Below are 26,201 nucleotides of genomic sequence, written 5' to 3' on the forward strand. Positions count from 1 at the left end.
GAGGACACACTTGAGCAGCAGTGAGCTACTGGCCCCCCTGGACCTGGCCTTCTGGCATCTGGAATCGCCCACCCACCCCCTGCACCTCGGGGCCCTCGTCCACTTCGGGCCCGTCCCCGCCGCCCCGGGCCACGAGCCGCCGGTGGACGTCCTGGAACTGCTCGCCCGCCGCGCCGCCGCCGTCCCCCGGCTCCGGATGCGCGTGCGCGACGTCCTGATCCCCGTCGGCGGCGCCGCCTGGAGCGCCGACCCGGACTTCGACGTGCGCCGCCACGTCCGCGAGATCACCCTCCCCGGCGCCGACTTCCCCGCCGAGGCCACCCGGATCGCCGCCGAGCTCATGGAGAGCCCGGTCGAACGCGGCCTGCCGCCCTGGGAGATGTATCTGCTCACCGGCGCCCCCGACGGCTCCTTCGCCGTCCTCGTGAAACTCCACCACGCCCTGGCCGACGGCATGCGGGCCGTCGCCATCGGCGCCGGGATCTTCGACGAGATCGCCGCCGGCCGCCGGCCCGCGCGCCGCCCCCGCCCCGTACCCCCGCGCTCCTGGCTCCCCGGCCCCGGGCGCCTCCTCGACCTCGCCCGGGACCGGCTCGACGACCTCGGCCGCGCCGTCGAGGTCGGCGCCTCGGTCGTCGGTGCCTCCGTCGTCCGCGCCGGCCGTCTCGACGCCCCCGCCACCGCGCTCACCGCCGAGTCCAGCGGTACGCGCCGACTCGCGACCGCGACCCTGCCCCTCGACCGCGTCCACCGGATCCGCCGCACCACGGGCGGCACCGCCAACGACGTCCTCCTCGCCGTCACGGCCGGAGCCCTGCGCCGCTGGTTCGACGGACGCGGCCTGCCGCTGCCCGGCGCCGACCCCCGGGCGCTCGTCCCCGTCTCCCGCCGCCGCCCCGGTGCCGCACCCGGCTCCGGCCCCGGCAACAGCCTCTCCGGATACCTCCTCGACCTGCCGGTCACCGAAGCGGACCCGGCGGCCCGACTCGCCGCCGTACGGCACGCGATGGACCGGAACAAGGCCGCGGGCCCCTCCAAGGGCGCGGGCGCCGTCGCCCTCCTGGCCGACCGGCTCCCTCCGCTCGCCCACCGCTTCGGCGCGCCCCTGGCCTCCGGCGCCGCCCGGCTCCTCTTCGACCTCCTCGTCACCCAGGTGCCGCTGCCCCGCTCCGCGCTCTCCCTCGGCGGGGCCCCGCTGCGCGCGCTCTTTCCCATGGCGCCGCTCGCCCGCGGCCAGTCCCTCGCCGTCGCCATGTCCCCCTACGGGGGACAGGTCCACGTCGGTCTCGTCGCCGACGGCGAAGCGGTCCCCGACCTCGACGCGCTCGCCGCCGCGTTCACCGCCGAACTCGACCTCCTGGACCCGTGAACGTCACGCCGTGAACGTCCACGCCATGGACGTCACGCCGTGCAGGTCGTGCCGGGCAGGACCTTCGTGAGGGAGATCAGGTACGCCTCGACCTTCCTGTCGACACAGGCACTGCGACCGTATCCGGTGTGGCCGGGGGCGTCCAACGACAGCAGCATCCCGCCGGGGAACTGGCGCGCCAGGCTCACGGCCTCCCCGTACGGCGTGGCCGGGTCGCCCGCCGTTCCCACGACCAGCACCGGCGGCACGCCCTCGGCCGTCACCCGGTGCGGGCGCTTCGGACCGGCCGGCAGGTCCGCGCAGACCAGCTCGCTCGTCACACCGGTGGTCCCGTAGGCACCCGCGGCCTTCTCCGCCGGGGCGAGGGCGTCCCAGTAGGCCTGGGCGTCGCGCGGGTGGGGGACGTCGCGGCAGTTGATCGCGATCAGGGCGGCTTCGGCGTTGTCCTCGGGCACGCCGTCCGTCCCGCTCTCGGTCGGTCCCTCGGACGGGTCGGCCTCCGTGGGTTCCCCGGAGGCCTCCGCGTCGGGGTCCTGGGTCTCCGCCTCGCCCGCCGCCAGGGCCGCGAGCCGCGTGCCGTCCCCGCCGTCCGCCGCGACCAGCGCCTCGGACAGGGCCTGCCACTGAGCCTCCGGCGTGTACATGGACAGGCTCAGCGCCGAGATCAGGGCCGGGGCGTCGAGACCGTACGCGGAGTCGTCGACCGGCAGCGGCTCGCGCCCGGTCCGCTCCAGGAGACGGTCGATGAGCGCGCGTGTCTCCTCGGGCGTCGTGCCGGGGCAGGCGTCACCGACGGTGTCGGCGCAGGTCTCGGCGTACTCCGCCACGGCCTTCCTGAACCCCGTGGCCTGGCCGAGCATCCGCTGCCGCCAGTCGAGCGACGGGTCGACGGCCCCGTCCAGGACCATCGCCCGTACGCGGCGCGGGAACTGCTCGGCGTACGAGGTACCCAGGCTCGTGCCGTACGACCAGCCGACGTAGGTCAGCCGTCGCTCGCCGAGGGCCGCCCGCAGCACGTCCAGGTCGCGGGCGGCGTCGTCCGTCCCGACGTGGGGGAGCAGCGGACCGCTGGCCGCGCGGCAGCCGGCGGCCGTCGCCCGGGCGCTGGCGAGGGCGTCGGCGCGCTCGGACGCGGTCCGGGGGTGGAGGGGCACGACGGCGGCTTCCTCGCCGTCCGCCGACTCCTTCGATTCGTTCGATTCGTTCCACTCTGTGGAGTCGGCGGTCGTGCAGGTCAGGGCGGGCTTGCTCGCGCCGACTCCGCGCGGGTCGAAGGACACGATGTCGAACCGCTCGCGCACGCCCCGGCCGATGTCCTCGGCGACGCCGTCCTTGATCAGCCGCACTCCACGCTCGCCGGGTCCCCCGGGGTTGAGCACGAGCGAGCCGACGCGCTTCCCGGTGACCGCGGTGACGGCCTTCGCGACCGGCAGGACGAAGGTCTTGCCGTCGCCGGGGCGGGAGTAGTCCATCGGGACGGTGAGCGAGGCGCACCGGTGGTCGCCGCAGGGCCGCCAGTCGAGCTTCTGGTGGTAGAAGCGCCGCAGGTCGGGGCGGGAGGCGGGGTCGGCCGGGGCGGCGGAGCTTCTCGGCCGCTTCCCGTCCGCGCCGGTGCCGGTGGTGCAGGCCGCGAGAGAGGTGGCGCCGAGGACGGCGAGAGCGAGGACGAGGGCCCGACGGCGGCGGGTGGGGGCGGTGATCACGGAGTACTCCCATGGGTGGTCGGTCCAGGGAAGGATCACGCGCGGATGCTGAGGATTTGCTGAGGGCGGGAGGGGGCCGGGCGCGGGGCGGGCGCGGTGGGAGTCGCTCAGTCCGACGACGTCGGGAGTCGCAGGACGAATCGGGCACCGCCGCGCTCCCCGCTCCCCGCCGTGAGCGTGCCGCCGTGGGCGTGGGCGACCCAGGACGCGATGGACAGGCCGAGGCCCGTGGACCCGGATCCGCTGCGGAAGCGTTCGAACAGGGCGTCCGCGACCTCCGGCGGCAGGCCGGGACCCGCGTCCTCGACCGTCAGCGTGCCGTCCCGGGCCACCGTGACCAGCACGTCCGCCGGAAGCCCGGGGGCGTGGCCGTGGGCGAGCGCGTTGCCCAGGAGGTTCCCGACCGCCCGGCGCACCAGATCCGGGTCGGCGACCACGACCGTGTCCTCGGCCTCGACGCGGACACGGTGGCCCTCCGCGTTCGCCTCGGTGACTTCCTCGACGACCGCCTCCACCAACTGGTCCAGGCGCAGCGGCTGGCGCGCCACCGTGGCCGTACCGGACATGAGCCGGGCCCGGGTGAGCAGCCCGTCGACCAGTCGGCCCATGCCCTCCGCCAGGCGCAGCGTGCGCCGGTGCACCTCCGTGCTGTCGGTCTCGCCGCGCAGCGCGGTCTCCGCGAGCGTCCGGAGCGAGGCGGCCGGGGTCCGCAGGTCGTGCGCCGCGTCCGCGAGGAACGCCTCCTGCTGGCCGAGCGCGGCGAGCGCGGGCCGCACCGCCCGCCCCGACAGCACGTGCCCGACGGCCGCGGACAGCAGCACGAGCACCGCGCAGCCGCCCGTCACCACCCACACCAGCCGCCGGTGGTCGTCCCGCTGGGCCGTCGCGTCGGCCATCGCGACCAGGACGCCCTGCGGGCCCTCGTCCTCCGCCGCTTCCGGCGCGTAGAAGGGCAGCGCGAACACCCGTACCGGCCCACCGCTTGTCGTACGCCGGTCGAAGCCGTGCGCCTCGCCGGTCCGTGCCGCCGCCTGCCCGGCCTCCAGGACCACCCCGGGGCTCACCGACAGGCACGGCTCGGACGGCGCGTGCTGGACGGTCAGGCCGCCGCCCGTACGGTCCGGGTCGTCGCCGTTCACGAGGAGCACGGTCAGCGGCGGGCAGCCGGTGTTCACCGTGTCCGCGAGGACGTCCGTGGCCAGCCGCCCGTTCTCGTCGGTCTCCAGGAGACCGAGGGCCCAGCTGGTGTCCGCGTCCATCGCGTGGTCGAGCTGCTCCCGCCAGCGGGCGCTGTCGCTCCGCACGGCGAGCACGGCCATCGCGATCAGCCCCACGGCGCTGGTCAGCGCGAACAGCAGACTGATCCGCCGACGCAGGCGCAGCACCCGCGCGGTCGGCGTGAGCGGGCGCTTCGGGCGCGCCCTGCGGGTGAGCGTCCGGAGCGGGTGCGCGGGACTCACCGGGCGTCGTCGGCCGCGAGCCGGTAGCCGACACCGCGCACGGTGTGGATCAGCGGCGGGGCCCCGAGCTTGCGGCGGAGCTGCGAGACGAGCACCTCCAGGACGTTGGACTGCGGCTCGGCCATCTCGTCCCAGCAGCTCTCGATCAGCTCGGCGCGGGAGACCGCCTGGTCGGCGCGGGTCGCGAGGACTTCGAGGACGGCGAACTCCCTGGTGGTCAGGGAGAGCAGCACCCCGGCCCGGCGGACGTGCCGGCGGGCGGTGTCGACCTCCAGGTCGGCGACGCGGTGCACCGGAGGGCGCACGGCGGCGGAGCGGCGGCACAGGCTGCGCACCCGCGCGACCAGTTCGGGCACGGCGAACGGCTTGACCAGATAGTCGTCGCCGCCGCTCGCGAAGCCCTCCACCCGGTCCGCGACGGTGTCGCGCGCCGTGAGGAACAGCACGGGAACGTCGCGGCCGCCGCGCCGCAGCTCCTCGACGTAGGCGGCGGCGTCCCCCGACGGCAGCATCCGGTCGAAGACCGCGCAGTCGTACGCGGTGACGAACAGCGCCTCGTCGGCCCGGGGCAGATCGGCGGCCTCGTCGACGGCGAGCCCGGCGGCCCGCAGAGCGGCGGCCACCCCGAACCGGAGGTCTTCGTCGTCCTCGACGAGCAGTACGCGCACGTCACACACCCTAGGCGGTCACAGGGAGACGGGGCCGACGTCAGCGGCGGTTTGGGTCAGTGCGCGGATGGTGGGGCTGTCGGCGGTGGAGCGCCAGATCAGGGCCAACCGCAGGTCGGGGGCGTCGTGGATGGGCACGAAGGCGATGCCGGGGTGGCTGTTGTAGCGAGCGGCGAGCACGCCGAGCGGGTGGACGCAGACTCCGGCGGCCACCAGGGAGAGGATTTCGTGGAAGGTGTGCGCGGCGGGCCCGCGGGGGATGCGGCGGCCGAGTGGTGTGCGCGTGGGGACCATGGAGTCGATCCAGTACTCGGGTGCGTCGGGGCCGAGGTCGGCGACGTGGTGGTCGGCGAGGTCTTCCAGGGACACGGAGCCGCGAGCGGCCAGCGGATGGTCCACGGGCACGGCCAGAACGCGTCCTCCGGTGGCCACGGTGGGGCCGACGGTGAGGTCCGGTTCGGCGACAGGCAGCCAGAGCACGTTCACGTCCGTCTCTCCGGTGCGCAGGGAGGTGAACGGGTCACTGCCCACGACTTCGGTGAACTGCACGTCGCTGCCGGGGTAGCGGCGGCGGAACGCGTCGAGGTGGGGGCGCAGTTCGTAACCGAGCGTGCCGATGACGCCCAGCCGTACCCGGCCCGCGCCCAGACCGGCCGCCTCGGCGCGGGCCAGTCCCGCCTGGAGGAGGTCGTGGGCTTGCTGCAGATCCTCACGGAGGCGCCGGCCGACCGGGGTCAGGGCCACGCGGCGGCTGGTGCGGTCGAACAACGCCGCGCCGATGCGCCGCTCCTGTTTGCTGATGGCCTGGCTGACGCGGGCCTGGGACACGTGCAGCCGTTCGGCGGTGCGGCCGAAGTGCAGCTCCTCGGCCAACGTCAGGAAGATCTCGATGTCTCGTAACTCCACACATAACTCCAGCGTTATCGATCGCCCCACGAAGCCTACGTTGTTCCGCCGGTGACCTCCCTCGATGCTGGACATGCCACCGCCCGGTGGCAGACGTCCAGCTGACAGCGCATCAGGAAGGGAACCCGATGAGCATCCCCCAGTCCATCGCCGACCGCTTCGAGATCGAAGCGCTGCGCGGCGAGCTCAGCGACGCGGTGATGATGCGCGACTACGACCGCGCCGCCTCGCTGTTCACACCCGCCGCCGCGATGCGGTGGCCGCACATCGACAAGGAGTTCGTCGGTCGCGACGAGATCCGCGCCGGGATCGAATGGGGGCAGGGCCTCTGGGAGTTCTTCGTGCAGAACGTCCACCCCGGCACCATCCGGCTGAACGGTGACAGCGCGGTCGGCCGGGCGTACGTCCAGGAGTTCGGGCGCATGCGTGACGGCGGCTCACACGCGAACCACGCCGTGTACCACGACCGCTACCAGCGCACCCCCGACGGCTGGAAGTTCGCCGAGCGCGTCTACGAGGTCAGATACCTCGACTCCACGCCCCTGGCCGGCTCCCCGCTCCCCGCGCTCCCCGTCCCGGTGCGACTACTCCCCGGGGAGTAGTCGCACCGCCTGCCGCCGGGGGACGACCACGGCTCCACGCGGGCGGCATGCTGGCTTTCGCGCGCCGGGGTTCCACGCCCGCACCGCCCGCCGGGGCCCCTGTCGCATCCCGTCACCTCATCCCTTCACCTCTCTTGACCCACGATCGAGGAGATGTCATGACCACATCAATCCAGGACTCCCGCTCGGCCTCACTCAGGGGTGCGGCCCCGCGCCCGAGCGGCGCCGTCGCGCTGCTCGCCGCCTCGCTCTCCTACGCAGTGCTCACCGCCGCGTACGTCGTCGCCAACCGCGCCACCCCGCAGCCCGACACCCCCGGCCGCGACGTCCTGCGGTACGTACGCGACCACGGCACAGCGATCAACCTGGGCGCCTTCCTGCTGCTCGTCACCGCCGTGCTCCTGGTGCCCGTCGCCGCCGTCCTGTCCCGGCTGGTGCGGCGGGGGCGGGGACAGGATCAGGGCGCCGCGGCGGCGGCGGTCCTCGCCGGTGGACTGCTGGCCAGTGGCGCGCTGGCCTCCAGCGCCGCGTTCACCTGGACCCTTGGCCGGCTTCCGGAAGAGGCACCCGCAGACCTGGCCCGGGCCCTGGCGGACCTGGCCTTCCTCGCCGGCGGTGTCGGATACGCCGTGTCCTTCGCCCTCCTGGCGGCGGGCACCGGCCTGGCTGCCCGCCGGAGCGGGCTCCTGTCGCGCGCCTGCGCCACCACCGGGCTGGTCATCGCCGCCGCCGGCCTGGCCGCCACCCTCACGCTCCTCGCCCTCGACTTCGGCTACCTGCTGCCCGTCGTCCGCTTCGGCGGCACGGCATGGCTGGTGTGGGCCGCGTGCGCACTGGTCCGCTCGCGCCCGACCGCACCGGGCGTGAACGCGTGAGCGCGAGCGAACGCACGAAGGCCACCGCGCCCGTACGATCGCGCTCGGCCTGGCGGATCCCCGTCGGCGCGGCCCTTCTGCTGCTCGCGTCCGCCGCCTTCCACACGGTCGTCCTCGTGCTGGACGGCGGCCCGTGGGACGGCCCCGTCTCGTGGCGGAAGCCGATCACCTTCGGGCTGTCCTTCGGTGTCAGCGTGCTGACCGTCACCTGGATCTGCCGGCTCCTCCCGCTCGCCGAACGCACCCGCACGCTCCTCCTGGCCGCGTTCACCGCGGCGTCCCTGCTGGAGACCGGCCTGATCACCCTGCAGGCATGGCGCGGTGTCCCCTCGCACTTCAACACCGAGACCACCTTCGACGCCTTCGTCACCCGCGCTCTCGCGGCCGGCGGCATCACCCTCATCGCGGTCGTCGTCGCCCTCACCGTCGCCGCGCTGCGCCCCGCCCCGGGCGTCGACCCCGGCATGCGGCTCGCGCTCCGCGCCGGGCTCGTGGCGCTCACCGGCTCCATGGCGGCCGGAGCGGTGATGATCGCCTACGGGCTGACGCTGGAAGGCGCGGGCCGCGCGGCCGAGGCCTACCGGTCGGCGGGCTTCCTGCGGCCCGCCCATGCCGTCACCATGCATGCCGTCCTGCTGCTGCCCTCCCTGGCCTGGCTGCTGAGCCGTACCCGACGACCGGAGGCGGAACGGCTACGCCTCATCCGCGTCACGGTCGCCGCGTACGGGGCCGTCGCCGCGCTGGTCACCGCCGCGGCCGCGGTCGGCCTCACCCTCGCCGACCCGGCCACCACAGCCGTGGTGAGCGCGGTCGTCACGACGGCTCCGGCCTTGGCGTTCCTGGCGTTCGGCGTATCGCCGTCCGTACGGGAGAACCGCGCTTCCACCCGGCCGGGCAACCCCGAACCCACGCATGGCTCGCACCGTGCCGCCCTCGCCGGCGGCCCGGACGACGACCGGAGGCATGACGCATGACGCGTACCGTGAGCGAGAAGCACCCCGGACCCGCGGTCCGCCCGGCAGGCGGCCCGGCATCCCGTACCCGAAAAGCGCCCGCTGGAAAGGGTCGGCGCCTGCCCCCGCGCCGGCGCAAGGCGATCCTCACCCTCCATGTGACGGTGGCGGTCGGCTGGGTGGGAATCGAGATCGCCCAGCTGCTCCTCGGGCTGGTCGGCCTCTTCACCGACGACGAAGCGGTCGTCCGCGCGACCCACGTCGTCATGGAGATCCTCGGGATCGAACTGATCGCCGGCATCGCCTGGATGACCCTGCTGACCGGCCTGCTCCTCTCGGCGGCGACGCAGTGGGGCCTGCTGAAGCACTACTGGATCGTGGTCAAGCTCGTCCTCACCGTCGTCCTGATGCTGGACGGCCACTTCTTCCTCCAGCACTGGCTGCGCGAACAGGCCGAGACGGGCGGGGCCTCCGAATCCCTCGGACTGCGGCTGGTCGTCAGCATGAGCGTCGCCCTGGTGCTGCTGGTCGCGGCGACGGCACTGTCCGTCTACAAGCCTTGGGGCAAGACCCGCCGCGGCCGCCGCCCCGCGGCCAGGAGCGCCCGCCCCTGACCCGCACCCGCCGCGCGATCCCGCCACCCGTACGGCAGGGTGGTGCCATGCCCGAACTGCCCGAGGTGGAAGCGCTGCGCGAGTTCCTCGACGCGCATCTGGTCGGCAAGGAGATCGCCCGCGTCCTGCCCGTCGCGATCAGCGTCCTCAAGACGTACGACCCGCCCCTCACCGCCGTCGAAGGCGCCGAGGTCACCGCGGTCGGCCGGCACGGGAAGTTCCTCGACCTCACCACCACGGGCGCGGCGGGCGAACTCCACCTCCTGATCCACCTCGCCCGCGCGGGCTGGCTCCGCTGGCAGGACCCGCTGCCCTCCGGGCCGCCGAAGCCCGGCAAGGGCCCGCTGGCGCTGCGTACCGCGCTCACCGGAGGCGACGGCTTCGACCTCACCGAGGCCGGCACCACCAAGCGCCTCGCCGTCCATCTGGTCCACGACCCGGGAGACGTGCCGGGCGTCGCCCGGCTCGGCCCCGACCCGCTCGGCGAGGAGTTCGGCCCCGAGGCCTTCGCGGACCTCCTCGCGGGCGAACGGCGGCAGATCAAGGGCGCCCTGCGGGACCAGCGCCTCATCGCGGGCATCGGGAACGCCTACAGCGACGAGATCCTCCACGCCGCGAGGATGTCGCCCTTCAAACCCACCCAGAACCTCACCCCGGAGGAGACCACCGCCCTCTGGACGGCGATGCGGACCACGCTCCGCGAGGCCGTCGAGCGCTCCCACGGACTCGCTGCCGGCCGCCTCAAGGCCGAGAAGAAGAGCGGCCTGCGGGTCCACGGCCGCGCCGGCGAGCCCTGCCCGGTGTGCGGGGACACCATCCGCGAGGTGAGCTTCAGCGACTCCTCCCTCCAGTACTGCCCCACCTGCCAGACCGGCGGCAAGCCGCTCGCCGACCGCCGGATGTCGAAGCTCCTCAAGTAGCCGCGCGGGGCGTCCCACTACACTCCGCCGCATGCTGCGCGTACTGGCCGTCGACGACGAGGAACCCGCCCTCGGGGAGCTGCTCTACCTGCTCCGCGCCGACCCCCGGGTGCGTACCGCCGAGGGCGCGGGCGACGCGACCGCGGCGCTGCGCAGGATCGGGCGCGCCCTGGAGACCGGGCCCGACGGGGACGACGGCATCGACGTCGTCTTCCTCGACATCCACATGCCCGGGCTCACCGGACTCGACGTGGCCCGGCTGCTCGCCGGCTTCGCCCGCCCGCCGCTCGTCGTCTTCGTCACCGCCCACGAGGGCTTCGCCCTCCAGGCCTTCGACCTGAAGGCGGTCGACTACGTCCTCAAGCCCGTCCGCCGCGAGCGTCTCGCCGAGGCCGTACGCCGTGTCCACGACCTGGTCCACGTCACGGCCGCGGCCCCCGCCCCGCCCGCCGCTCCCGCCGTGAACGAGCAGATCCCCGTCGAGCTCGGCGGAGTCACCCGCTTCGTCCCCGTCGACGACATCGCCTATGTGGAGGCCCACGGCGACTACGCCCGCCTCCACACCGACCACGGCAGCCACCTCGTCCGCATCCCGCTCTCCACCCTCGAGGAGCGGTGGGCCGCCCGGGGCTTCGTCCGTATCCACCGCAGCCATCTCGTCGCCCTCGACCGGATCGACGAGCTGCGGCTCGACGGAGGGTCCACCTCGGTACGGCTCGGCGACACCGACCTCGCGGTCAGTCGCCGTCATGCCCGCCACCTCCGTGACCTGCTGATGCGCCGGGCCGGCGGCTGACCCGGGAACCCCTACCGGCGCCGGGCGCCGTCTGCGTACACTCCACGGGCCTGGGGCCTGTCCGACCCTTCCCGTCGGGTCCGGCCCGCCCGGCACGCACGCCCCGGCCCGATCCGACGCGCATGGTCGGACAGGCCCCAGCCAGTCAGAGAGCGGACGCCGATGCCGGAGCCCCACCCGCCGCGCAGACCCCGGCGCGAGACCGTCACCTACGCCTCCGCCCACGGGGACCCCGCCCATGGCGTCGTCCCCGGGCCCGCCCGGCGGCCTCTCGCGCACGCCCCGGCCCGCTCCGAGATCGACGAGCAGACCACCCTCGGGCACACCTACGTCCGCTCCCTGATGCGCAGCCAGCTGCGCGCCGCACTCACCGCCCTCGCCGCGCTCGCGCTGCTCGTCGGCTCGCTGCCCCTGCTGCTCGCACTGCCCGCGCCCGAGGCCCTGGTCTGGATCGCGCTCGGCGCCGGGGTGTACCCCGTCGTCTGGGCCATAGCCCACTGGTACGTCCGCCGCGCCGAGCGCAACGAACGCGACTTCACCGGCCTCGTCGAACGGTGAAGCACCCCGCGTGAACCAGACCTACGCCGTCGCGGCCGTCACCGCCGTCGTCCTCGCGACCGTCCTCATCGGCGCCCTCGGCCTGCGGATCTCCCGCACGACGTCCGACTTCTACGTCGCCTCCCGGACCGTCAGGCCGGGCCTCAACGCCGCCGCCATCAGCGGCGAGTACCTCTCCGCCGCCTCCTTCCTCGGCATCGCCGGACTCGTCCTCGTCCAGGGCCCCGCCATGCTCTGGTACCCGGTCGGCTACACCGCCGGATACCTCGTCCTGCTCGTCCTCGTCGCCGCCCCGCTGCGCCGCTCCGGCGCGTACACCCTCTCCGACTTCGCCGAGGCCCGCCTCGAATCCCGGCGGGCCCGCCGCCTCGCCAGCCTCTTCGTCGTCGGCATCGGCTGGCTCTACCTGCTGCCGCAGCTCCAGGGCGCGGGACTCACCCTGGAGATCCTCACCGGCGCTCCCGACTGGGTCGGCGGGCTGCTCGTCGCCCTCGTCGTCACCGGTACCGTCGCGGCGGGCGGGATGCGCAGCATCACCTTCGTCCAGGCCTTCCAGTACTGGCTGAAACTCACCGCCCTGCTCGTCCCAGCCCTCTTCCTCCTCGCCGCCTGGTACGGGGACGGAGCTCCCCGGGCCCGCTTCGACGCCCCCGCGGTGCTCCGCGAGCACACCGTCGTCCGGGTCGCCGACACGGTACGGATCGGCCTCGACGCCCCGCTGACCGTCACCGTCACCGGCCGCGTCGACGCCGTCCCGTACGAGCACCGGACCGTCACCCTCGCCCCGGGCACCCATCACGTCCTCGCCGGGACCGAACTCGCCTTCGCCCCGGGATCGGTGCTCCCCGAGAGGGCCGCCAGCGGCACCGATCCCCTCGGCTGGTCCCAGCCGCTCGCCGGGGGACACGACGGACACCAGCTGTACGCCACCTACGGACTGATCCTCGCGACCTTCCTCGGCACCATGGGCCTGCCGCACGTCGCCGTCCGCTTCTACACGAGCCCCCACGGCCGCGCGGCCCGCCGGACGACCCTCGTCGTGCTCGGCCTCGTCGGCGCCTTCTACCTGCTGCCGCCGCTCTACGGAGCGCTCGGCCGGATCTACGCCCCCGAGCTCGCCCTCACGGGCTCCGCCGACGCCGCCGTGCTCGTGCTTCCCGAGCGGATCCTCGGCGGACTCGCCGGCGACGTCCTCGGCGCGCTCCTGGCGGGCGGGGCCTTCGCCGCCTTCCTCTCCACCGCGTCCGGGCTCACCATGTCCGTCGCCGGCGTCCTCACCCAGGACGTGCTGCCCTCCCGGGGCGTGCGCCACTTCCGCCTCGCGACCCTGTTGGCCACCGCCGTCCCGCTCGGCGTCGGCGTCGTCGCCTCCAAGGTGCCGGTCGCCGACGCCGTCGGCCTCGCCTTCGCGGTCTCCGCCTCCTCCTTCTGCCCGCTGCTCGTCCTCGGCATCTGGTGGCGGCGGCTCACCCCGCCCGGCGCGATGGCCGGACTCCTGCTCGGCGGCGGCTCGGCCCTCGCGGCCGTGATGGCGACCCGGGCCGGGCTCGCGCCCGAGGGCTGGGCCCACACCCTGATGGCCTGGCCCGCCGTCTGGTCCGTCCCCCTCGGCTTCCTGACGATGGTCCTCGTCTCGCTCGCCACCCCCGGCCGGATCCCGCCCGGCACCCCGGCGCTCCTCGCCCGGCTCCACCTGCCGGAGGAGTTCACCGGCTCCGTCCCCTCCCAGGAGGTACGCCGATGACCGGCACCGCTCCTTCCCGGGGGGTACGCCGATGACCGGCATCGCCCTCGCCGCCGCGGCCGCCGTCGGGGCGGTGCTGCTCGCGGTCGGCTTCGTCCTCGGGCGGTTCACCGCCCGGCGCGGGGGCCGTACCGCCGATCCCGACCTCGGCACCCCCGTCGAGCGGGCCACCTTCCACACCCTGCACACGGCCTCGCTCGCCGCGCCGCCCCTGCGCGCCGGGCTCACCGAGGAGACCGCCCGCAAGGCGGCGAGCACACTGCGCTCGCTGCTCGGCACCGAGGCGCTCTGCCTCACCGACCGGAGCGCGGTCCTCGCCTGGGACGGACCCGGCGGCGACCACCATCGGGCGCACGTCCCCGCGCTGGCAGCCGACACCCTCGACACCGGCCGCAGCAGGTCCGCGCACACCGACTGCGACGACCCGGCCTGCCCCCTGCGCTGGGCGGTGATCGCCCCGCTCACCGGCGAGGACGGGGTCCTCGGCGCGCTCGTCGCCTACGGCTCACGGGAGTCGGCGGTCCTGGTGCGGGCCGCGACCGAGGTGGCCCGCTGGGTCTCCGTCCAGCTGGAGTTGGCCGAGCTCGACCGCTCGCGGACCCGGATCGTGGAGGCCGAGATCAGGGCCCTGCGTGCCCAGATCTCGCCGCACTTCATCTTCAACTCCCTCGCCGCCATCGCCTCGTTCGTCCGCACGGACCCCGAGCGGGCCAGGGAACTCCTTCTGGAGTTCGCCGACTTCACCCGGTACTCCTTCCGAAGGCACGGCGACTTCGCCCAGCTCGCCGACGAACTGCGCTCCATCGAGCAGTACTTGGCGCTCGCGGGGGCGCGCTTCGGGAGCCGGCTGAAGGTGACGCTCCAGATCGCCCCCGAGGTGCTGCCGGTGACCCTGCCCTTCCTCTGCCTCCAGCCCCTCGTGGAGAACGCCGTCAAGCACGGCCTCCAGGAGCGCGAGCGGGGCTGCCGGGTGACGATCGCCGCCCGGGACGCGGGCGCCGAGGCCGTGGTGACCGTCGAGGACGACGGTGTCGGCATGGACCCGGAGCTGCTGCGGGCCGTCCTGCGCGGGGAGCACCCGGCGGGTTCCGGCATCGGTCTCTCCAACGTGGACGAGCGGCTGCGGCAGGTCTACGGGGCGGAGCACGGTCTCGTCATCGAGACCGGGGTCGGCGCGGGGATGAAGGTGACGGTGCGCATTCCCAAGTACCGTCCGGGCGTGCACCGTTCAGCATAGGTAGAGCGACAGGTGGGCGAGGGGCAGGCCCAGCTTCCAGGCGGGGAGCCAGACCTGGTCCTGCTCGTCGACCGGCGCGGGAGCGTCCGTCGCCGCCCCGGAGTCGCCGGTGGAGGGGCCGTCCAGGTCGGCGGCGCGCACCCAGGTGTCGCGCAGTCGTCGCCAGGCGGTCAGGGCGAGGGCCAGGTCGGGTCCCTCCCCCTCCGCCGCGAGGCGCTCCGCGAGCCGCTCCTCGACCCAGGAGGTCCAGGGACGGTCGTGCGCTGTACGGCGCAGCAGGGCCTCGATCCGTACGGGGGCCCTGCGGCCGCCGGGCCCCTCGGCGCCGTCCGGCCGGTCGGCGTCGTCCGCGTCCTCCGTCAGATGGACGGTGAGGGCCAGGGCCTGGAGGCCGGCCCGGTACTCCAGCGAGCCGGGCGCCACGAGCGCGGCAGTCCGCAGCACCTCGTCGGCCAGGTACTCGGCGCACAGCCAGGCCATCGGGACGGCGAGCCCGCCGCCGCTCCTGCCGCCGGTGCCGTTCGTGCTCTCGGGCAGCAACGCTCCCACCTTCTTCTCCCGGACGTCGGGCCCCGGACGTCGGGGGCCCGGGGGAGAGCCTCCACCGTGAAGGGCCCCCGCGGGTCCCGCTTTGCTCAACTCGCCGGTGTGGTTTCGGATACGTTTCCCGGCCGGATCGGTGCTGGTGGGATTCCTGTTACCACAGGTGGCAGGCGGGGGAGGAGTGGTGCGGGCGGCCGCGGTGAGAGGGGGCGTGGCCCGTTCAGCCGAGCAGCGCGTACACGGCGGTGGCGTGGGCGGCGATCTCCTCCGTGCCGTCGGCGGTCATCGTGATGTCGGCGAAGGCCATCCGCTTGCCCGACTTGGTCAGCCGGGCCCGCACCAGGACGTCGCTCCCGACGACCGCCCGCTGGAAGGTGATGGACTGCTGGACGGTCGTCATCGGGACGAAGCCGCCGCGGGCCGCCGCGACCGCGATGACCGTCGCGGTGTCGGCCGCGGCCATCAGGGCCTGCCCGGAGAGGCCGCCGCCCTCCCGGGCGAGCCGGTCGGACCAGGGGAGCCGGAGCACGGCCCCGGAGCCGTCGGCGGATTCGATCGTGAGCCCCAGGTCGAGCACCCAGGGGGCGAAGTTGTCGGCGAGGATCTTTTCGGCGGCGGCGGTGGGGGTCAGGGCCGCGGCGTCGGGAGTCGGCGTCACGGCGTCATTGTGGGGCCGCGGCCCGCGGCCGGGCAACGCCCGCGCGGCGCGGGCGGTAGCCGGGCAGGGATCGGCCGAGCTGCCGCAGGGCGTAGTGCGAGCGGGACTTGACGGTCCCGGCGGGGATGCCGAGGTCGACGGCGGCCTCGTTGACGGTCAGGCCGTGGAAGTAGATCCGGACGAGCACCTCGCGGTGCTCGGGGCTCAGTTCGCGGACGGCGGCCCGTACGTCGAGCGCGGCCTCGGCGGAGGCGGTGGCGTCGGCGGGGTCGGGTGTGACCGCGAGGACGCCGTCGCCGATCTCGGCGGGCCGGGCCAGGCGTGAGCGGCGGGCGTCGATGGCCAGCCGGCGGGCCACGGTGAAGAGCCAGGGCCGCATCGACTCGTAGGGCCCCTCGAAGGCCTCGGGGTGGAGCCAGGCGCGCACGAGTGTCTCCTGCGCGAGGTCCTCGGCGCGCTGCCGGTCCCCGTAGGTCAGGCCGAGGAGAAAGGAGAGCAGCGCCGGGCCGTGGTCCCGCTGCAAGTCCTCCAGGTGCCGTTCTTCGGTCGTCGCCGTCGTCATGCTCTGTGCCTCTCCCTCGGCTCCTCGTCCCGGCGGTATACGAACGCATCCGGAAGCGGAGAGACAGGGAAGGGACATCGGTATGCGACGAACGGTCGCACGGAGCGGCGAATGGTACGGCGAACGGTCAGGCGGAGTGGTTGCGTCCGTTTCGGTGTGGTTCATGAGCTTGTGCGGCCTTGACCCTTGACTGCGGCTTTCCCGCGCGATCAATTCTTCAGAACAGGTGTTCATAGCAAGAGTTGAGCGGAGTGCCGTAGATGACCTCACGCACCACAACGGCGGCGGTGGCGGTCGCCGCCCTCGTCGTCGCGGCGGCCACGGGCTGCACCGGGGGCAGCGCCCAGGGCGGTGGCACCCCGGCCCCCGGGATCTCGGACCGCCCGCCCGCCGCCGAGCGGAGCGGGCCCCCGCCGTCCGCCGCCCCGGGCGCAGCCTCCGCACCCGCCGGATTCACCCTCGTCGCGTCCGGTGACGTCCTCCCGCACGACTCCATCATCCGGCGCGCGGCCCAGGACGCCGGCGGCGACGGCTACGACTTCGGCCCCATGCTCGCCGGCGTCAGGAGCGTCGTCGCCCCGGCCGACCTGGCCATCTGTCACATGGAGACCGTGTACGGGAAGGAGGGCGGCCCCTACACCGGCTACCCCGCCTTCAAGTCGCCGCCCGAGGTCGCCGCCGCCCTCAAGGCCACCGGGTACGACTCCTGCTCCACCGCCTCCAACCACACCCTCGACGACGGCGCGGACGGTCTCCGCCGCACCCTCGACGCCCTGGACGCGGCCGGGATCCGGCACGCCGGCTCCGCCCGTACCGCCGAGGAGGCGGGGCGACCCACGCTGATGAAGGCGGGCGGTGCCACCGTCGCCCAGCTCGCCTACACCTACGACACCAACGGCTACCCGCTGCCCGAGGGGCAGCCCTGGGCGGTGCGGCTGCTCGACGAGGGCAAGGTCATCGCCGACGCGAGGGCCGCCCGCGCGGCCGGCGCCGACGTCGTCGTGGTCAGCGTCCACTGGGGCACCGAGTGGCAGACGGCGGCCGACGAGCGGCAGCTCTCCCTCGGCCGGGCGCTCACCGCATCCACGAGCGGCGGCCGACCCGACATCGACCTGATCATCGGCACGCACGCCCATGTCCCGCAGGCGTACGAGAAGGTCAACGGCACCTGGATCGTCTACGGGATGGGCGACCAGATCGCCGGAGACATGATCAACCACGAGGGCGCCTTCGACCCCCGGGGCAACCAGGGCACCCTCGGCCGCTTCACCTTCGCCCCGCCCAAGGAGCCCGGAGCGCGCTGGGAGGTCACCAAGGCCGAGTTCGTCCCGCAGTGGTTCGACACCGGCCGGGGCCGGGTCGTCAACCTCGGCTCATCGGGCGACGGCGACCCGCGTCATACCTCGATCCGCGAGACGATCCGGCAGGTGGTCCTCGGCAGGGGCGCCGAGAAGGACGGCCTGACGATGGGGAAGTAGGGCGACGGCCTTGCCAGGGCTATCGGCTCATCGGGTGTTTTCGGACAGGGGGCCGGTGTCGATGAGCCGGGCGGGCCCTCGCCCGGACGAACCATTGGTCATGAAAAAGGATCAGATGCCTTACGGGCGCCGGGCGGTACTGCGGCTCGCCGCGGCGCTCGGCGCCACGGCCACCCTCGGATACCTCGCTGTGGACCGCTTCGGCGAGCCCGAGCGACCCGCGGGCGCCGCCCCCGCACCCCAGGGCCCGCCGGGTGCGGGGCCCGGAGCGGCGCCGGCCGCCGGTCCGCAGGCGGCGCGCGCGGCCCGGCTGCACCCCTCCTCGTACCGGCTGCAGCCGATGACCGCGTACGCGCCCCCGGCCTTCCGGCGCGCGGTGCCGCCCGTGCGCCGGCGGCCCTTCCTCAGCATGTCGGGGGTCGGCCGTTCGATGGTGCTCTCCTTCGACGACGGCCCCGACCCCCGCTACACCCCGGCCATCCTGGAGACCCTGCGCCGGTACGAATGCCGGGCGATGTTCTTCGTCTGCGGCGAGATGGCCGTCGAGAACCCGGACCTGCTGCGGGAGATGGCCGCCGACGGACACGTCGTCGGCAACCACTCGTGGTCCCACCCCCTCATCCCCAAGCTGCGGCCCTCCCGGATCCGCGACGAACTCGGCTCCACCAGCGAGGTCGTCGAGCGGACCCTCGGCGCGGCGCCGCTCTGGTACCGCGCCCCCTACGGGGCCTGGAACCGGCACTCCTTCGAGATCGGCGCCGAGCTGGGCATGGAGCCGCTCGCCTGGACCGTCGACACCCTCGACTGGAAGGAGCCCGGTACGGGCACGATCGTCCGCCGCGTGCTCGACGGCGCCGCACCCGGCGCCGTCGTCCTCTCCCACGACGCGGGCGGCGACCGCTCCCAGAGCGTGGCCGCGCTCCGCCGCTATCTGCCCGAACTCCTCGACGCGGGCTACCACATCACCGTCCCGAGACGCTGACGAAGGCCGTACGCGAAGGGCCCCGGCACCTGTGGATGCCGGGGCCCTCCGTGCGCCGCGAAGCTCAGCGGGAGCCCACCATGCGGGCGTACACGACGACGTTCCCGTCGTAGCCGTGCGCCCGTGTGTAGCCGCCGCCGCAGGTGATCACCCGGAGTTCGGGCTGCCCGGTGTCCGCGTAGACCTGCACGCCGGGGAAGTCGTTCTTGGCGTAGACCTCGACACCGTAGATCTCGAAGACGGCGACCCGGCCGTCGTACCTCTCGACCTCGACGTGCTGTCCCTTCTCCAGCGACCCGAGGCCGTAGAAGACCGCCGGGCCCTGCGCGTTGTCGACATGGCCCACGACGACCGAAGTGCCGCGCTGGCCGGGGGAGATGCCGTTCTGGTACCAGCCGGCGAGGTTGGCGTCCTGCGGGGGCGGCGCCGCCACCCAGCCGTCCGCGTCCAGGCCCACGTCCATGATCGGCGCGGCGACCCGGATCGCGGGGATCTTGATCCGGGAGGCCGGCGCGAAGGGCAGCGGCTCCAGACCGGTGGTCGCCTCCGTCGGCGGCGGCGGGACGACCGGCCGCGCCACGGGCCGTGCGGCGGCGGCGGGTTGGGGCGGTCCGGGGGCGACATCGACCCCGTTGCGCATCATGGCGAGCCCGGACAGCATGGCGAGGGCCAGGACGCCCCAGGGTCGGCGTCTCCTGCGCTCGAAGACGCGGAAGTCCTTCGGGGGCATGGTTCTCCCTTCGTGGCGTCGTCAGAACGGTAAGGGCGGGGGGACGGTCCGTCGCCCCGGACGCGGCGAACGGGTGGGGGGCGCCGCCGGACGGGTGCAGGGGCGCGGGAGAGCGGCCGGAGAACCGGCGAACGCGGACCGCCGGGCGCGCTCCGGGGGCCGGTGCGCTCCCCGTGGGGACAGCCGGGTGACAAACGGCTGGCCCATCCGAGTATTCGTCAGATAAGCACCCTGGGCGGCTGTGACCTGCGGTTCCGTCCCGTGCGCGGGGTCGATTCCGGGCGTGTCGCCTCACCGAGGTGGACCAGCGCCGACGTGCACGGCTTGCCCCGACTTGTGATGGTTCGTCATGGAAGGCGTACTCGTCGAATTTCCCGGAGCACCGCTTTGGGGCGTCTTCCACTGGAGGTTCAACCATGCGTGCTGCACGCACTCTGGCGGTGGCCGCCACCGCGTTCGCGGCGGTCGGGCTCGCCGCACCCCTCGCCGCCGCCACCTACGGCCCGGGCAACGTCGTCACCGGTGGCTCCAACAACACCCCGAGAGACGTCACCGTCAGCCCCTTCGAGGTCCACCCGGGGTCGACGCTCACGATCACCGCCAGGGGCTGCAACCGTGGCGGCACGGTCACGTCCAACGCCTTCCCGGACGCCACCCTCTCGGGCGGCAACAACCTCAACACCGCCGTTGCCCGCGTCCACAACAACGCCACGCCCGGCAACTACAACCTGGCTGTCAGGTGCAACGGCGGCTCCAACGTGGTCACGGAGTCGTTCCGCGTCCTCCCGGGCCGTGGTGCGCAGGGCGGTCTCGGCGGTTCGCTGGCACCCAGCTCCACCGAGATGGCCGTCGGCGGCAGCCTGGTCGCCGCCGCCGCGCTCGGCGGCGGACTCTTCATCATCCGTCGTCGCCGTATGACCGGCGCGGGAGTCTGACCGGCCGAACCTCCCGGTCGGCCTGCTGTGCCCGTCGCCCCCGAGTCCTCGCGAGGACCCGGGGGCGACGGGCGTCCGGGGACGCCGGTCGCGGGTCCGGTCCGCGTCACGCTTCCATCGTTCCCGGTCAGTGGCGGCGGGAGGAGCCGGAGCGGCGCCGGACCACGTACACGACACCGGTGGTGGCGGTCAGGACCAGGGCCGTACCGGTCGCGAGCATTCCGGTATTCACCTCGTCCACGGACCCGCCGAGACCGCCCCGCACCCCGCGCGGGGGAGTGAGCAGCGTGGCGCTGATGGTCGGGGTGGCCGTGGGCGTACCGCTGATCGTCAGATCGACGGTGTCCTGCACGCCGCCGGTGCAGTTGAACGACACCGTGTACACCGCGCCGGGCCGGGCGTCGAAGTCCACGGTGGCGGTCGCCGTCGAGTTCGGGGCGATGACCACGGTGTCGAAGATGCCGGCCGAGGCCGTCGCCGTACTGGCGCAGCCGGGGGCCCTCAGCGTCACCCGCCCGCCCGGGGCGACGACCGAGGGCGACACGACGAAATCGCCCGGTGCCTTCGCTCCCGGTGCCCGCGGATTGGTGGCGGGGGCACCCTCCGCCGCGTGGGCGACGGTGGCGGGGGCGGCCAGGGCGAGGGCGGCCGCCCCCAGCAGGGCAGTGGACGCGGCACGTATCGCGCGCATGGTGAATCCTCCGGGTCCCGAGGGGCAGCCGCGGAACGGGATTTCCGCGAAAGGCTGCATGCACCTCGATGCCCGACACGCTAGGAGCGCACTACCACAGCCGCGATCCCAGACGTGCGAATGGGGCACGCTTGTCCCTCGTGCGGCCCATTCGGACGCCCTGACTCACCCCGTGACCTGCGGGAACAGATCGGTGAACGGCGTGGCGGTGGCGGAGATGCCCCGGCCGAACGGCGCGTCGAAGTCCCAGATCAGGAAGAGCAGGAACGCGATCAGCACGCTGAACAGCCCGGCGAGCAGCACCTCCCGGCCCGTTCTGCGGATCTGGAGCGTGAAGATCAGACCGACGGTCACCAGGGCGCCGATGATCAGGCCGAACCAGACCACCCCCGGCATCGTCGCCCCCGCGCTCTGCCCGCGAGCGCCCCGGGCGTCGTCGGCCGCGGCCACCTGGTCGACCAGCGGCTGGTAGGCCTGCCCCTCGAAGTCGTTGGCGGGCTGGTAGTCGGTGACGCTGCGGCGCACCTTCTCCAGGAGGGCGGTGCCCTCCTCGCTCAGCTCGCCGTTCTCGGACATGTACGTCCACTCCTCGTCGACCACGTACGCGACGTACGCGTCGACGTCGGCGCGGATCCTGGTGCGGACGTCCACGGGATAGACCTCGGCACGGGCCGAGATCTCGTGCATCGCCTGGGCCTCCTGCCGCACGGTCTCCTGGGCGGCACCGCGGGCCTCCCAGACGCCGGCGATCGCGAGACCGAGGACGATCGCGTAGATCACGCCGATCATCATCGTCATGTACTCGATGACGTCGGGGGTCTCGCTGGGGTCGTCGTCCTCAGGGATACGACGGTGGTTGATGACGACGATGGTCAGGACGACGGCGCAGGCGGCGGCCATCGCGAGGGTGAGCACGAGCCATTCGGACATGAAGGGACCTCAGGGGGAGTTCAGCGGGAGCGGGGGCGCAGGATCGCGGTCGCGAGCACTGCGGGGGCGATGATCACCAGCGTCATCGTGACGACGGACGTGCCGCCCTTCGGCTGGGGCCGCGAGGTGCGGCGGTAGTGCGGGAGGGCGACGGGCCCGGGGGCCGCGGGCCGGGGCCGCGCGCTGGCCGTGGGGGCGGGCGCGGGCGCCGGGGCGGGAGGTGACGCCGGCGGCGCGGGCGCCGGAGTGCGCTCCGGCGGGACCGGGGTGGCCGGTGCGGGGGAGGCGGGCTCCGGGCGCGGTGCGGGGGTCGTCACCGGGGGAGGCGGCGGCGTCGTCGTCCGTACGGGAGGCGGGGGTGGCGCCGGGACGGTCGGGGGCTGCGGCTGAGGCTGCGGCTTCGGCGTCGTGGGCCTGGGCGCCGGCTTCGTGGGCGGCGGAGGCGGTGGTGGTGCGGGGGTGGGTGAGCACGCGCCCGGCCCGATGACCGCCACCGAGGTGTGCGAACCGTCGGGGCCGGTCGTGGCGTAGGCGCAGGAGTCGGCGGCGGCGGGGACGGGTGCGGCGAGCAGCCACACCAGTCCGAGGGCCGCCAGCGACCGCGCGAGGAGTGATCCGTACAGAGACACGCCGTCGAGCTTGATCACAGGCGCGGCGAACCGGGGCCGAATCGGCGGGGATTCGCCGGATGGTGGGGTTCTCACGACGCGTGGTTTGACGTTTCGGCGGCCCGGAGGCGGATTCGGCGCAATGACCGGGTATCGCCGAGCCGTGCGATTCGGCGCCCGCGCTCATCTCCGCTTCGGCGGGCCGGCGACCTGACTTAGTCAGGGTCTCGTCGGTACTCCGGCGGTACTCCATGGGACTCCGTGAGGGCCCCTGTGCAAGAAGTGTCCGGTTGTCGCCCTGCCGGGGGCGTCGGCCGGCGGGGCTCCCCGAGTCGTCGACGGGGCCGCGCAGGCGGCAACGACCGAGGTGCGCCAAGGGCCTGGGCCCCCGTAAGGTGCGGCTGACACCGGCCGGGAAGTCGACGCACACTCATATGCACGTGAATTTGCACGAGCTGAAGGCGTGAACTCTGCGCTCCACGAGCATGTGCCAATGACGTGTGACCAAGAACGGACCGCTAATTTCCGTTTCTACTCGCTCTCCCGGCGGGCGATCAGTAGCCTCACCTCGAACACCGGCCGCGAACACATGGCCGCATCCCCCATGGCGACTTGTTGGAGACATTGATGGAGCGTCCCGCCTGGGCTCCGCCGGGTATCGACATTTCGGTGCCGAGCGTGTCCCGTATGTACGACTTCTATCTGGGCGGCTCGCACAATTTCGAAGTGGACCGGGAAGCGGCGCGCAAGGCCATGGAGTTCATGCCTGGCCTCCCCAAGATCATGCAGGCGAACCGTGCCTTCATGCGTCGCGCCGTCCGCCACGCCGTTGACAACGACGTCACGCAGTTCCTCGACATCGGCTCGGGCATACCCACCTTCGGGAACGTGCACGAGGTCGCCCGGGCCGCCGACCCCGCCGCGCGGGTCGTCTACGTCGACCACGACCCGGTCGCCGTCGCCCACAGCCGCGCCGTCCTGGAGGGGGACGAGACCGCCACGGTCGTCTCCGCCGACCTGCGCAAGCCGGCCGACATCCTCTACAGCCCCGAGGTGACCCGACTCCTCGACCTGGACCGGCCGGTGGCCCTGCTCCTCGTCGCCGTCCTCCACTTCCTGGAGGACCAGGACCGTCCGTACGAGGCGGTCGCCGAGCTCATCGACGCCCTCGCGCCCGGCAGCCTCCTCGTCGTCACCCACGCCTCCTACGAGGGCATCCCGCTCACGCAGGAGCAGGCGGGCGGCACCGTCGGTGTCTACCGGAACATCCGCAACCCCCTGGTGATGCGGTCGGGCGCCGAGATCGCCCGCTTCTTCGACGGCACCGAGATGGTCGAGCCCGGCCTCGTCCCGATGCCGGCCTGGCGACCGGACAGTCCGGTCGAGGAGGAGGATCCGTACGCCTTCTCCGGTTTCGCAGGGGTGGGGCGCAAGGCGTGAAGGTCCCGTCGCAGCCCACCGGTTCCGTCGCCGAGGCGGACGGTCCGGAGGACAGACTCAGGCGGTTCGTCACCATCTGGAGCCGCGCGATCTTCCCGGTGACGGCCACCTCGCTGACCCGCACCGAGTTCGAGGGGCATCTGCTGCCGCTGGCCCGCACCCTGTGCGACGCGCTGCACGCCCGGCCCTTCGACACGACCCCGGCCCAGCGCGCCGGCGAGGGCCTCGTCGCCGCCCACTGCACCGACCCCGACGCCCTCGGCCGCAGCCTCGGCGTCGTCGACTCGTACCTGGTCCTCTACTGCGGTACGGAGTCCGACGTCCCCGCCGAGGAGCTGCGCGCCCGCTGCGCCCGGCTCCAGCACGCCATGGCCACCGGCTACGCCCAGGCCCTGCGCGAGCGGACCCGCGCCGAACAGGAGGCGATCGCCCGCTCCGCGCTCGCCGCCCGCAGCGCCGCCGAGATCGCCCTGCACGCCACCGAGAGCCGCTTCCGCGCGGTCTTCGACGGGGCGGCCATCGGCATCGGCATCGCCGACCTCGACGGCAACGTCCTGGAGGTCAACGAGACCCTCACCCGCATGTTCGGCGGGATGGAGGGCCAGGTCCGCAGCCGGAACGTCAGCGAGTGGGTCCACCCGGAGGACGGCCCGCACGTCTGGAAGCTGTACGAGGAGCTCGTCCGCGGCGAGCGCGAGTCCTACCGGGTCGAGAAGCCGTACTACCGAGGCGACGGAACGGTTCTGTGGACCAACCTGACCGTCTCGCTCCTCCGCGACGCCGACGGACGGCCCCAGTACCAGCTCGCGCTGATGGAGGACACCACCGAACGGCGGCTGCTCCACCTGCGCCTGCGGTACGAGGCCACCCACGACGCCCTCACCGGGCTGCCGAACCGGACCCTGTTCTTCGAACGCCTGGAGAAGGCGCTCGTCTCCGGCGACAACGCCCGCTTCGGCCTCTGCTACCTCGACCTCGACGGCTTCAAGGTCATCAACGACAGCCTCGGCCACTCCGCCGGCGACCGGCTGCTCGTCGAGGTCGCCGACCGGCTCCAGAGCTGCGTCACCGGCCCGGGCGAGATGGTGGCCCGGCTCGGCGGGGACGAGTTCGTCGCCCTCACCACCGGGTGCGCCGGCCAACGGGACGTCACCGAACTGGCCGACCGTATCCTCAACGCCCTCGCCACCCCCCTGCGCATCGACGGCCGCGAACTGACCGTCCGCGGCAGCCTCGGTGTGGTCGAGGGACCGGCGGGGGAGCGGACCCCGGCCGAGGTGCTCCGCAGCGCCGACATCACCATGTACCGCGCCAAGTCCGCGGGCGGCAACCGCTTCGAGCTCGCCGACGCCGAGGCCGACGCCCGCGCCATCACCCGGCACGGTCTGACGACGGCGCTGCCCACGGCCCTGGAGCGCGGCGAGTTCTTCATCGAGTACCAGCCGCTCGTCCACCTCGGCGACGGCAGCGTCCACGGGGCGGAGGCACTGGTCCGCTGGTGCCACCCGCAGCACGGCGTGCTCGGCCCCGACCGGTTCATCCCGCTCGCCGAGGACACCGGCCTCATCGTGCCGCTCGGCCGCTGGGTGCTCCAGGAGGCCGTGCGCCAGGCCCGCTTCTGGCAGGCACGGCACTCCGACGGCGGACCGCTGCGGATCAACGTCAACCTGTCCCCGACCCAGCTGCACCACCCGCGGCTGGTCGCCGACACCGTCGACGTCCTCGAGCGGTCGGGGCTCGAACCGGGCGCGCTCTGCCTGGAGGTGACCGAGTCGGCGCTGATCGGTGCCGACGAGGACCTGCTGAAGCCGCTGCGGCAGCTCGCCGAGATGGGCGTGGACATCGCGCTCGACGACTTCGGCACCGGCTACTCGAACCTCGCCAACCTGCGCCGCCTGCCGGTGAGCGTCCTGAAGCTCGACAGGTCCTTCACCCGGGGCATGCAGCAGCACCCGGTGGACCCGGTCGACCTCAAGATCGTCGAGGGGATCGTCTCGCTGGCGCACAGTCTGGAGCTCGCCGTCACGGTCGAGGGCGTGGAGACCGGCGCCCAGGCCCGCCGGCTCCGCGACCTCGGCTGCGACACGGCGCAGGGCTGGTACTACGCCCGCCCCGGCGCCCCGGACCGCATCCACTCGCTGCTCCTGGCGGACGCGGTCTGAGGGCCGGCACGTACGAAACCGGCCTCCCCGCACGGAGCGGGGAGGCCGGGAAGAAGTACGGGGGAGGAAAGCGGAGA

General features: G+C 73.7%; 26 protein-coding genes. 15 read left to right on the plus strand and 11 right to left on the minus strand.

What is annotated here, in order from left to right; genetic code table 11:
- The first annotated feature begins 10 nt into the window (after positions 1–10).
- The gene (locus SGA01_RS05810) at positions 11–1,369 is read left to right on the plus strand and encodes a wax ester/triacylglycerol synthase family O-acyltransferase (RefSeq protein ID WP_141293968.1); all 1,359 of its coding nucleotides are present in this window, start codon (positions 11–13) and stop codon (positions 1,367–1,369) included.
- 32 nt (positions 1,370–1,401) lie between these two features.
- Here SGA01_RS05810 and SGA01_RS05815 read toward each other — a convergent pair whose 3' ends face one another.
- The 4 genes from SGA01_RS05815 to SGA01_RS05830 form a co-directional block, all read right to left on the minus strand.
- Positions 1,402–3,111 carry an alpha/beta hydrolase gene (locus tag SGA01_RS05815; protein WP_229918393.1) on the minus strand — a complete coding sequence of 570 codons (1,710 nt, stop codon included), beginning with the start codon at positions 3,109–3,111 and terminating at the stop codon, positions 1,402–1,404.
- 68 nt (positions 3,112–3,179) lie between these two features.
- Positions 3,180–4,532 carry a sensor histidine kinase gene (locus tag SGA01_RS05820; RefSeq protein WP_229918394.1) on the minus strand — a complete coding sequence of 451 codons (1,353 nt, stop codon included), beginning with the start codon at positions 4,530–4,532 and terminating at the stop codon, positions 3,180–3,182.
- Positions 4,529–5,200 (minus strand): response regulator transcription factor, encoded by a 672-nt coding sequence (locus tag SGA01_RS05825; RefSeq protein WP_141293970.1) that lies wholly within the window; start codon positions 5,198–5,200, stop codon positions 4,529–4,531. Before SGA01_RS05825 ends, SGA01_RS05820 begins: the two co-directional genes overlap by 4 nt.
- Positions 5,201–5,218: 18 nt before the next feature.
- A complete protein-coding gene (locus SGA01_RS05830) occupies positions 5,219–6,106 on the minus strand; it encodes a LysR family transcriptional regulator (RefSeq protein WP_141293972.1) in 888 nt (295 codons plus the stop codon).
- A 128-nt stretch (positions 6,107–6,234) separates the two neighbouring features.
- Here SGA01_RS05830 and SGA01_RS05835 point away from each other — a divergent pair, with 128 nt between their 5' ends.
- From SGA01_RS05835 to SGA01_RS05875, 9 genes are all read left to right on the plus strand, one after another.
- The gene (locus SGA01_RS05835) at positions 6,235–6,708 is read left to right on the plus strand and encodes a nuclear transport factor 2 family protein (protein ID WP_141293974.1); all 474 of its coding nucleotides are present in this window, start codon (positions 6,235–6,237) and stop codon (positions 6,706–6,708) included.
- 158 nt (positions 6,709–6,866) lie between these two features.
- Positions 6,867–7,583, plus strand: coding sequence for a DUF4386 family protein (locus tag SGA01_RS05840; RefSeq protein ID WP_141293976.1), 717 nt, complete (start codon positions 6,867–6,869; stop codon positions 7,581–7,583).
- The gene (locus SGA01_RS05845; protein WP_141293978.1) at positions 7,580–8,557 is read left to right on the plus strand and encodes a hypothetical protein; all 978 of its coding nucleotides are present in this window, start codon (positions 7,580–7,582) and stop codon (positions 8,555–8,557) included. Before SGA01_RS05840 ends, SGA01_RS05845 begins: the two co-directional genes overlap by 4 nt.
- A complete protein-coding gene (locus tag SGA01_RS05850) occupies positions 8,554–9,150 on the plus strand; it encodes a hypothetical protein (RefSeq protein ID WP_141293980.1) in 597 nt (198 codons plus the stop codon). The genes SGA01_RS05845 and SGA01_RS05850 overlap by 4 nt, the downstream gene beginning before the upstream one ends.
- A 47-nt stretch (positions 9,151–9,197) precedes the next feature.
- A complete protein-coding gene (locus SGA01_RS05855) occupies positions 9,198–10,070 on the plus strand; it encodes an Fpg/Nei family DNA glycosylase (RefSeq protein WP_055640018.1) in 873 nt (290 codons plus the stop codon).
- A gap of 31 nt (positions 10,071–10,101) precedes the next feature.
- The gene (locus SGA01_RS05860) at positions 10,102–10,866 is read left to right on the plus strand and encodes a LytR/AlgR family response regulator transcription factor (RefSeq protein ID WP_141293982.1); all 765 of its coding nucleotides are present in this window, start codon (positions 10,102–10,104) and stop codon (positions 10,864–10,866) included.
- A 162-nt stretch (positions 10,867–11,028) separates the two neighbouring features.
- Complete coding sequence (locus SGA01_RS05865) at positions 11,029–11,424, plus strand: DUF485 domain-containing protein (protein ID WP_174867212.1); 396 nt, start codon at positions 11,029–11,031, stop codon at positions 11,422–11,424.
- A 10-nt stretch (positions 11,425–11,434) separates the two neighbouring features.
- Positions 11,435–13,168: a sodium/solute symporter gene (locus tag SGA01_RS05870; RefSeq protein ID WP_055640016.1), complete on the plus strand. Its 1,734-nt coding sequence runs from the start codon at positions 11,435–11,437 to the stop codon at positions 13,166–13,168.
- Positions 13,169–13,199: 31 nt separating this feature from the next.
- Positions 13,200–14,405, plus strand: a complete 1,206-nt coding sequence (locus SGA01_RS05875) for a sensor histidine kinase (protein ID WP_141293984.1) — start codon at positions 13,200–13,202, stop codon at positions 14,403–14,405.
- On the opposite strand, the gene SGA01_RS05880 is transcribed toward SGA01_RS05875, so the two are convergent.
- The 3 genes from SGA01_RS05880 to SGA01_RS05890 all read right to left on the minus strand — a co-directional run bounded on the left by SGA01_RS05880 (position 14,397) and on the right by SGA01_RS05890 (position 16,168).
- Positions 14,397–14,945 carry a hypothetical protein gene (locus SGA01_RS05880; RefSeq protein ID WP_141293986.1) on the minus strand — a complete coding sequence of 183 codons (549 nt, stop codon included), beginning with the start codon at positions 14,943–14,945 and terminating at the stop codon, positions 14,397–14,399. The two genes, SGA01_RS05875 and SGA01_RS05880, sit on opposite strands and share 9 nt — an antisense overlap.
- A gap of 223 nt (positions 14,946–15,168) precedes the next feature.
- Positions 15,169–15,606, minus strand: coding sequence for a PaaI family thioesterase (locus SGA01_RS05885; RefSeq protein WP_229918395.1), 438 nt, complete (start codon positions 15,604–15,606; stop codon positions 15,169–15,171).
- Positions 15,607–15,610: 4 nt separating this feature from the next.
- On the minus strand, positions 15,611–16,168 hold the full coding sequence (locus SGA01_RS05890; RefSeq protein WP_141293988.1) for a sigma-70 family RNA polymerase sigma factor: 558 nt from the start codon (positions 16,166–16,168) through the stop codon (positions 15,611–15,613).
- 260 nt (positions 16,169–16,428) lie between these two features.
- Here SGA01_RS05890 and SGA01_RS05895 point away from each other — a divergent pair, with 260 nt between their 5' ends.
- Together SGA01_RS05895 and SGA01_RS05900 are read left to right on the plus strand one after the other, a co-directional pair.
- Positions 16,429–17,646, plus strand: coding sequence for a CapA family protein (locus SGA01_RS05895; RefSeq protein WP_141293990.1), 1,218 nt, complete (start codon positions 16,429–16,431; stop codon positions 17,644–17,646).
- A gap of 100 nt (positions 17,647–17,746) precedes the next feature.
- On the plus strand, positions 17,747–18,628 hold the full coding sequence (locus SGA01_RS05900) for a polysaccharide deacetylase family protein (protein ID WP_141293992.1): 882 nt from the start codon (positions 17,747–17,749) through the stop codon (positions 18,626–18,628).
- A 64-nt stretch (positions 18,629–18,692) separates the two neighbouring features.
- Here the strand turns inward: SGA01_RS05900 and SGA01_RS05905 are convergent, their stop codons facing one another.
- Positions 18,693–19,358: a class F sortase gene (locus SGA01_RS05905; RefSeq protein WP_141293994.1), complete on the minus strand. Its 666-nt coding sequence runs from the start codon at positions 19,356–19,358 to the stop codon at positions 18,693–18,695.
- A 416-nt stretch (positions 19,359–19,774) separates the two neighbouring features.
- On the opposite strand from SGA01_RS05905, the gene SGA01_RS05910 reads away from it, so the two are divergent.
- Complete coding sequence (locus SGA01_RS05910) at positions 19,775–20,293, plus strand: hypothetical protein (protein WP_141293996.1); 519 nt, start codon at positions 19,775–19,777, stop codon at positions 20,291–20,293.
- 127 nt (positions 20,294–20,420) lie between these two features.
- On the opposite strand, the gene SGA01_RS05915 is transcribed toward SGA01_RS05910, so the two are convergent.
- From SGA01_RS05915 to SGA01_RS05925, 3 genes are all read right to left on the minus strand, one after another.
- A complete protein-coding gene (locus SGA01_RS05915) occupies positions 20,421–20,984 on the minus strand; it encodes a hypothetical protein (protein ID WP_141293998.1) in 564 nt (187 codons plus the stop codon).
- Positions 20,985–21,149: 165 nt separating this feature from the next.
- Positions 21,150–21,914, minus strand: coding sequence for a bestrophin-like domain (locus tag SGA01_RS05920; protein WP_055640007.1), 765 nt, complete (start codon positions 21,912–21,914; stop codon positions 21,150–21,152).
- A gap of 20 nt (positions 21,915–21,934) precedes the next feature.
- Positions 21,935–22,543 (minus strand): hypothetical protein, encoded by a 609-nt coding sequence (locus SGA01_RS05925; RefSeq protein WP_229918397.1) that lies wholly within the window; start codon positions 22,541–22,543, stop codon positions 21,935–21,937.
- Positions 22,544–23,149: 606 nt separating this feature from the next.
- On the opposite strand from SGA01_RS05925, the gene SGA01_RS05930 reads away from it, so the two are divergent.
- Both SGA01_RS05930 and SGA01_RS05935 read left to right on the plus strand, forming a co-directional pair.
- Complete coding sequence (locus SGA01_RS05930) at positions 23,150–23,962, plus strand: SAM-dependent methyltransferase (RefSeq protein WP_141294002.1); 813 nt, start codon at positions 23,150–23,152, stop codon at positions 23,960–23,962.
- The gene (locus tag SGA01_RS05935) at positions 23,959–26,124 is read left to right on the plus strand and encodes a putative bifunctional diguanylate cyclase/phosphodiesterase (protein ID WP_141294004.1); all 2,166 of its coding nucleotides are present in this window, start codon (positions 23,959–23,961) and stop codon (positions 26,122–26,124) included. The genes SGA01_RS05930 and SGA01_RS05935 overlap by 4 nt, the downstream gene beginning before the upstream one ends.
- Positions 26,125–26,201 lie beyond the last annotated feature (77 nt).

This window comes from Streptomyces gardneri, from assembly GCF_006539185.1.
Lineage (GTDB): Bacteria > Actinomycetota > Actinomycetes > Streptomycetales > Streptomycetaceae > Streptomyces > Streptomyces gardneri.

Excerpts from the sequence above, each read along its gene's own strand:
- SGA01_RS05855 (WP_055640018.1), top strand. The coding sequence starts at position 9,198 with ATGCCCGAACTGCCCGAGGTGGAAGCGCTGCGCGAGTTCCTCGACGCG.
- SGA01_RS05860 (WP_141293982.1), top strand. The coding sequence starts at position 10,102 with ATGCTGCGCGTACTGGCCGTCGACGACGAGGAACCCGCCCTCGGGGAG.
- SGA01_RS05930 (WP_141294002.1), top strand. The coding sequence starts at position 23,150 with ATGGAGCGTCCCGCCTGGGCTCCGCCGGGTATCGACATTTCGGTGCCG.
- SGA01_RS05895 (WP_141293990.1), top strand. The coding sequence starts at position 16,429 with ATGACCTCACGCACCACAACGGCGGCGGTGGCGGTCGCCGCCCTCGTC.
- SGA01_RS05920 (WP_055640007.1), bottom strand. The coding sequence starts at position 21,914 with ATGTCCGAATGGCTCGTGCTCACCCTCGCGATGGCCGCCGCCTGCGCC.
- SGA01_RS05875 (WP_141293984.1), top strand. The coding sequence starts at position 13,200 with ATGACCGGCATCGCCCTCGCCGCCGCGGCCGCCGTCGGGGCGGTGCTG.
- SGA01_RS05840 (WP_141293976.1), top strand. The coding sequence starts at position 6,867 with ATGACCACATCAATCCAGGACTCCCGCTCGGCCTCACTCAGGGGTGCG.
- SGA01_RS05905 (WP_141293994.1), bottom strand. The coding sequence starts at position 19,358 with ATGCCCCCGAAGGACTTCCGCGTCTTCGAGCGCAGGAGACGCCGACCC.
- SGA01_RS05850 (WP_141293980.1), top strand. The coding sequence starts at position 8,554 with ATGACGCGTACCGTGAGCGAGAAGCACCCCGGACCCGCGGTCCGCCCG.
- SGA01_RS05865 (WP_174867212.1), top strand. The coding sequence starts at position 11,029 with ATGCCGGAGCCCCACCCGCCGCGCAGACCCCGGCGCGAGACCGTCACC.
- SGA01_RS05890 (WP_141293988.1), bottom strand. The coding sequence starts at position 16,168 with ATGACGACGGCGACGACCGAAGAACGGCACCTGGAGGACTTGCAGCGG.
- SGA01_RS05915 (WP_141293998.1), bottom strand. The coding sequence starts at position 20,984 with ATGCGCGCGATACGTGCCGCGTCCACTGCCCTGCTGGGGGCGGCCGCC.
- SGA01_RS05910 (WP_141293996.1), top strand. The coding sequence starts at position 19,775 with ATGCGTGCTGCACGCACTCTGGCGGTGGCCGCCACCGCGTTCGCGGCG.
- SGA01_RS05835 (WP_141293974.1), top strand. The coding sequence starts at position 6,235 with ATGAGCATCCCCCAGTCCATCGCCGACCGCTTCGAGATCGAAGCGCTG.
- SGA01_RS05900 (WP_141293992.1), top strand. The coding sequence starts at position 17,747 with ATGAAAAAGGATCAGATGCCTTACGGGCGCCGGGCGGTACTGCGGCTC.